The organism is Micromonospora sp. NPDC048040, assembly GCF_055587185.1.
On record NZ_JBVJGT010000115.1, the window covers coordinates 1 to 7718 of the forward strand.

The window sequence follows — 7718 nt, forward strand, 5'->3', positions numbered from 1 at the left end:
CCACGCGGCCCGTCCAAGGCGATGCAGGCAGCGGGCGCCACGTCTCCCGAGCCGCCCGGCTTTCCCCGGCAGCCGTCCGATCCAACGGAAAACAACGGCTCGACTGGTCCTGGCACGGCGTCTAGTGCCCAGGCATCCGTAGCGGACCCGGATCTGGAAACGGAACTGGCTGAAATGGGTGTGTTTCGAATGAATACACCGACGCTCGATGAGAGATGGGAGCCGCAGGGGGATGCCGACTCGGTCCAGTCGGATCTGCTGGCAGGGGTGGATTCGGCTACGTCCGACATGGACTGGGAGCCGGAGGGGGATGCCGACCCGGTCGAGTCGGATCTGCTGGCAGGGGAGGATCCACCGACGTTCGACATGGACTGGGAGTCGGAGGGGGGTGCCGGCCCGGTCGACCCCTCGGATCTGCTGGCGGGGGTGGATCCACCGACGTTCGACATGGACTGGGAGTCGGAGGGGGGTGCCGGCCCGGTCGACCCCTCGGATCTGCTGGCGGGGGAGCATCCGCTGGCATCGGTGGCTGACTTCGATTTGCTGGCGGATGCCGACACGGACGAGGCCTTGCGGCTGCTGGCAGCGTGGGACCAGGTGGAATCGGAGCTTGATCTCGCGCCCCTGCCGACGAACCCCGCACCAATCGGGCCGGACCCGGGGCCGGGTGGGGCGCCGGCGGTCGGTGGGTCCAGCGGCGCCCGGCAGGACTGGAAGCGGACCGTGGCTTCGGCGGTCGCGCAGTTGTCGGCCGTGGAACGCCGTGGTGGGGTGGATGGGACCCGCGATGATGCGGCGGAGTTCGTGCGGTGGACGCGCGAGGTGCTCGGGGTCGATCTCGCGGGGCGCACGCCGAGGGTGAACGACTTCTACAAGGCGGTGGTGAGTCGCTTCGGGAGGGAGTTGGAGGGCGCGGGGGTCGAGCGCAGCATTGCTGGACTGCGCGCGTGGGTGGCCCGCCAGTTGGCCGCTGACCTTCGCCTGGGTGAGGCGTCGGAGTTCCGGAAGTTGCTTCCGTATCCGGAGGTCATGTCCGAGCAGCGACGGGAGGACCTGCACCGGCAATGGCTTAACAAGATCGCGCACGGCCTGGCCGGCGATCACGACATTGCGCATGTGGTTCCTTACATCATCGCTTCGAGGTTGCCCCTGTCGATGCGGATCCACCATCGGTTCGGTGCCCCGGACGATATCGGCCCGGAGCCCGGTGCTGGTGCCATCCGGTATCCGGTTGTCTTCCACGATGGGGCCTTCTACCTCGGCCGGCTACCTGACCCAGCCGATGCCGCACTCGCTGGCCGCCTCGCCGAGGGTCCCGAGCGGACGTCAATATCGGACGACGAGCAGCGGCGACTCGATCGGCTGTTCGACGAAGCGCGCGATCTGCTGCAAGAGAGAATCGAGGCGGCGGAGGAGAACCCCCATCCGACCAACGCCGGGCACTTGCCCATCCTGCAGGAAGTCTTCCAGCGCAGGCTCGCGGTCATCCGTAAACAACCCGACTTCCCCTACCGCAAAAAGGCCCGGGAACTCGCCGAACACCTCCACTACCTTCGCAGACTCGCCCGAGTCAGCAAATGGGAGTCCGGGAACCGGCGGAACCTGGACGACCAGTTCACGCTCCTCCTGCCCGTCACGCATTACGGGGGGGTATCACAGTTGCGCACATGGTTGGGCGGGAGGGACAGGACCCTCGTTAATATTGAGAGGATGGCTATCTCGGGCGATATGATTGCTGTCCATATCGGAACGGCCGACGGAGTGGGCACCGGTATTGTTGTAATCGAGTACACCGCACCCGACGGCACCAGAAGTGAGGCCCACCGAGAAATCAAACGCAGGTTCACTGGCGTGGAGCTGGCCGAGCTGAGGAGCAAGGTGCCCGACAAGGTGTGGCACATTGACCGCCCGCGACTGTTGAGCGACTTCTACTACGGGACGACGTCCGTGCAGGAGAAAGGGGGACTGGGTGTCATCCTCGGTAGAGCCGAAGGCCGCCCGGAAGCCCTGCGGACGGTTATCCGGAACTTCCCGGTGGTCGGCGGACTTCCGCCCGTTGTCGTCAGGGAGTTGAAGGAGGTCCGGCTTCTACTCGGGTATGCCAGGGACGGCGGCCGACCCACTGCGGTCGTGGAAGCACCGGCCAGGAAGAACGTCAAAGGACTGCCCCTGTACCTGGAAATTTCCAAACCTACCGTCACCCGGTATGACATCAAGCGGCTGCGCAAGAGAGCGTTGTGGGAACCGGCGGATCGGTGGGATCTTTCCGAGAAGATGTCTTTCGATGTCGTGTTGCAGGAGGGGACGTGGACGTCCGGTCCGTTGTCTATTGCGGTCGGCGGTCATGGCCGGGCCAAGACGTTGGACGGGGCGGAGGTGGATCTCTCCCCGGGGACGTTGGTCACCCTGTGGGTGGGGAAGTGGCCGGGGTTGGTCGGAGCGGATGTCGCCGGCACCATTCCCGCCGTGGTCAAGGCGCCGTTGGTCGACAAGTCCGGACACGTCTACCGGCTTGTCGACACGGGTGTGGACAACAAGGACTTCGACGACCTGAAACGCGAGATCACCGAGGCCCTGGCGGTCTCGGGGCAGGCGGGGGTGCTGACAGGCCCGGCGTCGGGTGGGGCGCTGGCGGTCGGTGGGTCCGGCGGTGTAGCGCCGGACCCGTCGCCGACAGTGGCCTCGGCAATCGGACAGTTGTCGGCCGTGGGCAAACGCGACGAGCAGAATTTCGTGCGGTGGACGCGCGACGTGTTCGGAATCGATCTCGCGGGGCACACGCCGAGGGTGAACGACTTCTACAAGGCGGTGGTGAGTCGCTTCGGGAGGGAGTTGGAGGGCGCGGGGGTCGAGCGCAGCATTGCTGGACTGCGCGCGTGGGTGGCCCGCCAGTTGGCCGCTGACCTTCGCCTGGGTGAGGCGTCGGAGTTCCGGAAGTTGCTTCCGTATCCGGAGGTCATGTCCGAGCAGCGACGGGAGGACCTGCACCGGCAATGGCTTAACAAGATCGCGCACGACCAGACCGGCGATTACGACATTGCGCATGTGGTTCCTTACATCATCGCTTCGAGGTTGCCCCTGTCGATGCGGATCCACCATCGGTTCGGTGCCCCGGACGATATCGGCCCGGAGCCCGGTGCTGGTGCCATCCGGTATCCGGTTGTCTTCTACGATGGGGCCTTCTACCTCGGCCGGCTACCTGACCCAGCCGATGCCGCACTCGCTGGCCGCCTCGCCGAGGGTCCCGAGCGGACGTCAATATCGGACGACGAGCAGCAGCGACTCGATCGGCTGTTCGACGAAGCACGCGATCTGCTGCAAGAGAGAATCGAGGCGGCGGAGGAGAACGCCCATCCGACCAACGCCAAGCACTGGCCCATCCTGCGGGAAACCTTCCAGCGCAAACTCGCGGTCATCCGTAAACAACCCGACTTCCCCTACCGCAAAAAGGTCCGGGAACTCGCCGAACACCGCCGATACCTCGACAGCCTCGACGTGGATAGCCTCTGGGAGGAAAAGAAGCCGGACCTCCGTGGACAGTTTACGCTCGACATCTACGCCGCCCGAGTGCGGTCCGGGCGGAGCTCGCGGTTGCGCGTGCGGCTGGGCGACATCGACAGGGTTCTCCTCAATGTCAACCAACTGGTCATGCACGGCGATTCGGTTGCTTTTCATTTCGGGGCGCTCGGGGAAGAAGGCATCGGTTTTGGGGAATTCCGGTATACCGACGCGACTGACGGCACCGACAGGATCATCTACCGAAGAAGCGAACTCAAGCTCGGCGAACGTGACCTGGTCGAGTTGAGGAGGAAGGCAGCCGGCCGCGTGTGGGACCTTCACCACCCACCGCTGTCGAGCGACTACTACCAGGTCACGTTGCCTTTCCGTGTAGACGGGAACTTGGCCGGCGCCTTCGGCGACCCCAAGGCCAAAAAGAGGGAAAAATTGCTCACGGTCCCGCACGTCCCGGTGGTCGGCGGACTTCCGCCTGTCCTCCCTGCCGAGCTGGACGGTCGTCTCCTGCTCGGGTATGCCAGGGACGGTGGCCGACCCACTGCGGTCCTGGTAGCGCAGGCCGAGAAGAACGTCAGAGGACTGCCCCTCTACCTGGAAGCGCGCAAGCCCGCCCTCGTCGTGGACGACATCAAGCGGCGGCGCAAGGAGGCGTTGTGGGAACCGACGGCCCGGTGGGATCTTTCCGAGGAGATGTCTTTCGATGTCGTGTTGCAGGAGGGGACGTGGACGTCCGGTCCGCTGTCTATCGCGGTCGGCGGTGATCCGGCCAAGACGTTGGACGGGGCGGAGGTGGATCTCTCCCCGGGGACGTTGGTCACCCTGAGGGTGGGGAAGTGGCAGGAGCCGGGGTCGGTCGGAGCGGATGTCGCCGGCACCATTCCCGCCGTGGTCAAGGCGCCGTTGGTCGACAAGTCCGGACACGTCTACCGGCTTGTTGACACGGGTGTGGACAACAAGGACTTCGACGACCTGAAACGCAAGATCACCGAGGCCCTGGCGGTCTCGGGGCAGGCGGGGGTGCTGACAGGCCCGGGGCAGGGTGGGGCGCTGGCGGTCGGTGGGTCCGGCGGCGCCCGGCAGGGCTGGAAGCGGACCGTGGCTTCGGCGATCGGACAGTTGTCGGCCGTGGGCGAACGCGACGAGCAGAATTTCGTGCGGTGGACGCGCGACGTGTTCGGAATCGATCTCGCGAAGGGTGGACAGAAGCCAGACTTCTACTCGGTGTTGCGCACCTTCAGCCAGCAGTTGGCGGACTTGAAGCTCGACCGCATCCCGAACGGACTGCGCGGGTGGGCGGCCAGCAGCCTGGCCGCCGAGCTCCGCCTGGGTGACGCGTCGGAGTTCAGGGAGTTGTTTCCGTATCCGGAGGTCATGTCCGAGCAGCGGCGAGAGGACCTGCACCGGAACTGGATCGACAAGGTCGCGAACCACCAGAACGGCGATTACGACGTCGCGCCTGTGGTTGTCCGTATCCTGGCCCGGAAGTTGCCCCAGCTGCGCATCTACCAACCGTTCGGCGCCCCGTACGACATCGGAACGGAGTCCGATGCTGGTGCCGACCCGTATCCGGTCGTCTTCTACGATGGCGCCTTCTACCTCGGCCAGCTACCTGACCCAGCCGATGCCGAACGCGCTGGCCGCCTCGCCGAGGGTCCCGAGCGGACGTCAATATCGGACGACGAGAAGCAGCGACTGGATGGACTGTTCGACCAGGCACTCGGTCTGCTGCAGGAGCAAATCAACGAGGCGGAACAGGACCCTCGTCCGGCCAACAGACACTGGCCCGCCCTGCGGGAAGCGTTCCAGCGTAAGCTCGCGGTCATCCGTCAACGCCCCGAATCGCCCCAACGCCAGGCCGACATCCTGACAGAACACCGCCGGCACCTCTATTACATCCGCCGGACCAGCGGCTGGAAAGACGAGAGCCGAAGGCCTCAGACGGGTTGGTTCACCCATTACCTCACCGTCCGGGTCCAAGGTGCACAGAATGCATTGTTGGTGATGGAGGTGGGCGGCAAGAGCCTGCGTATCAGCTCGCTCAACTCCATCTCCATCCTGGGCGACAGGATCGCTGTCGATTTCTGGATGGACGGCGAAGAGGGCCTCGCTGAGGCCAGAGTCCCGTACACCGCGCCCGACGGAACCGAAACCTTCATGTACCAGGAGTTCGCCACCAGACTCACGGCGGCGGATCTGACCAAGCTGATGGAAAGGGCGGCGGAGGCCCGGTGGTCGAAAGTTGAGTCGGCGATCGGGCAGTTGTCGGCCGGGGAAACCCGCAGCGAGTTGGCGGCATTCGAGCAGTGGGCGCATTCGGTTTTCCACATCGATCGCGCGGAGGGCGACGCGGGGCCGCTCGACGTCTTCTACGGGACGGTGTTGAAAACCCATGGAGAGCTGTTGGCGCAGGCGGGCGTCACCACCGTGGCTGAACTGGGCGTGCTGGTGGCCCGCCACCTGGACGCCGACCTCCGCCGGGGCGAGCAGTCGATGTTCAGAGCATTTCTCCCTTATCCGGAGAACATGTCCGAGCAGCGACGGGAGACCCTGCACCGGCACCTGCTCAACAAACTCGTACACCGCCAGCCCGGCTATCCCGACGTTGTGCATGTGGTTCCCCACATCGTGGCCTGGGGGTTGGGTCTGCCGATGGAGATCCACCACCCGTTCGGCGCCCCGCACGTCATCGGTCCGCCGTCCGATGACGGCGCCAAACCGCAACCCGTCGTCTTCTTGAACGGCGCCTACCACCTCGGCCAGCCTCGTGACCCGCACGATGCCCGCATCGTCGAGGGTTTCCCGTCACCGACGGCCCTCACCGAACTGCGCCGGCTGGATGCCGTGTTCGACGAGGCGCTCGATGTGCTGAAAACCGAAGTCGACGCGGCGGAACAGAACACGACGAACCGCCACTGGTCGCTTCTGCGGGACACATTCGATCGGAACCTCGCGGCCGTCCGTCAACGCTCCAGCTCCCCCCGCCGGCACATCGAGGTGCTCGAAGAGCACCGCCGATACGTCGACGCGCTCCGCGAGGACAGCAAGTGGGAAGACGAGAACCGTTGGAACCTGCAAGACCCATTCACCGTCCCCGTCCCCGTCGAGGATATCGAGGGTCGCCCATATCTTCAGTTCCGGGTTGGCGACAACGACGTGTTCCTCGAATATGTCGGTCGGGTCGCCGTCGCGGGCGACAGGGTCGCTGTCGTTGTCGGAAAGGTTGATGGCGAAGGTGTCAGTATCGCTATCGCCAGAATCCCGTACACCGCGCCCGACGGCACCGAGAGGTTCGTCTACCAGGAGTTCGCCCGCAGGTTCACCGACAGCGAGCTGGCCGAACTGCGGAGCATGGCAGCCGGCCCGGTGTGGGAGACCGCCGATCGGTGGAAGTTCGGCAATCTCTACCACATCACGGTGCCGGTGAGCGAAAGCGGAGTATTTAATAACATCACCTTCGGCGGCCAGAGAGTCACGATTCCACCGGTCGAGGTGGCTGACGGGCTTCCGCCGGTCATCGCCGCGGAGTTGAAGGAGGGGCGTTTCCGGCTCGGGTACGGGATGGATGGTCTGCCCCTGGCGGTCCTGGAAGCACCGGCCGGAAGGAACGGCACGGGAGCGCCCCTGTACCTGGAGCTGTCCTCGCCGCCGCCCACCGCTTACGACATCGAGTGGCTGCGCACGCTGGCGCTGTGGGAATCAATCGAGCCGCCGCCGCTTGTCGACGAAGTGTCCATCGATCTCGTGATGCAGGAGGACAAGCGGACGCCCGACCCGCTGCCGCTCGCGCTGGGTGGGGACAACTCGGGCAAGACGTTGGACGGGCGGGAGGTGGATCTCTCCCCTGGGACGGAGGTCGCCCTGCGGGTCGGCCGATTCTTCCGGCTGGAGGAGTCGAACGTCGTCACGAGTGTCTTCGCCGCGGTCAAGGCGCCGTTGGCCGACCGGTCCGGATACGCCCACCGGCTCATCGACACGAACATGTCGAACGAGTGGTTCGACGAGTTCAAGAAGCAGCGGGAGATGACCGACAGCGGCAAACGGCGAGCCGGGCCGGAAGGAACGGCGGGGCCGGTCGAGAAGCGCCCGCGCACCGGGGACGGGGTGCCTGGCAGCAGCGGCGACCTGTGGTGGTGCGTGGCGGCCACGCTCGATGTGTTCCAAACCGAGTACAAACGGCTGGGCAACCGGGCGGTGTTCGACGA

The 7718-nt window shown here is 65.4% G+C and carries 1 protein-coding gene; it reads left to right on the forward strand.

Annotation, left to right across the window (positions count from 1 at the left end):
- Window positions 1-189: 189 nt before the first annotated feature.
- Window positions 190-7718: hypothetical protein (locus tag ACZ6O2_RS36175; RefSeq protein ID WP_466026167.1), on the forward strand; the 7529-nt coding region annotated here is incomplete at its 3' end.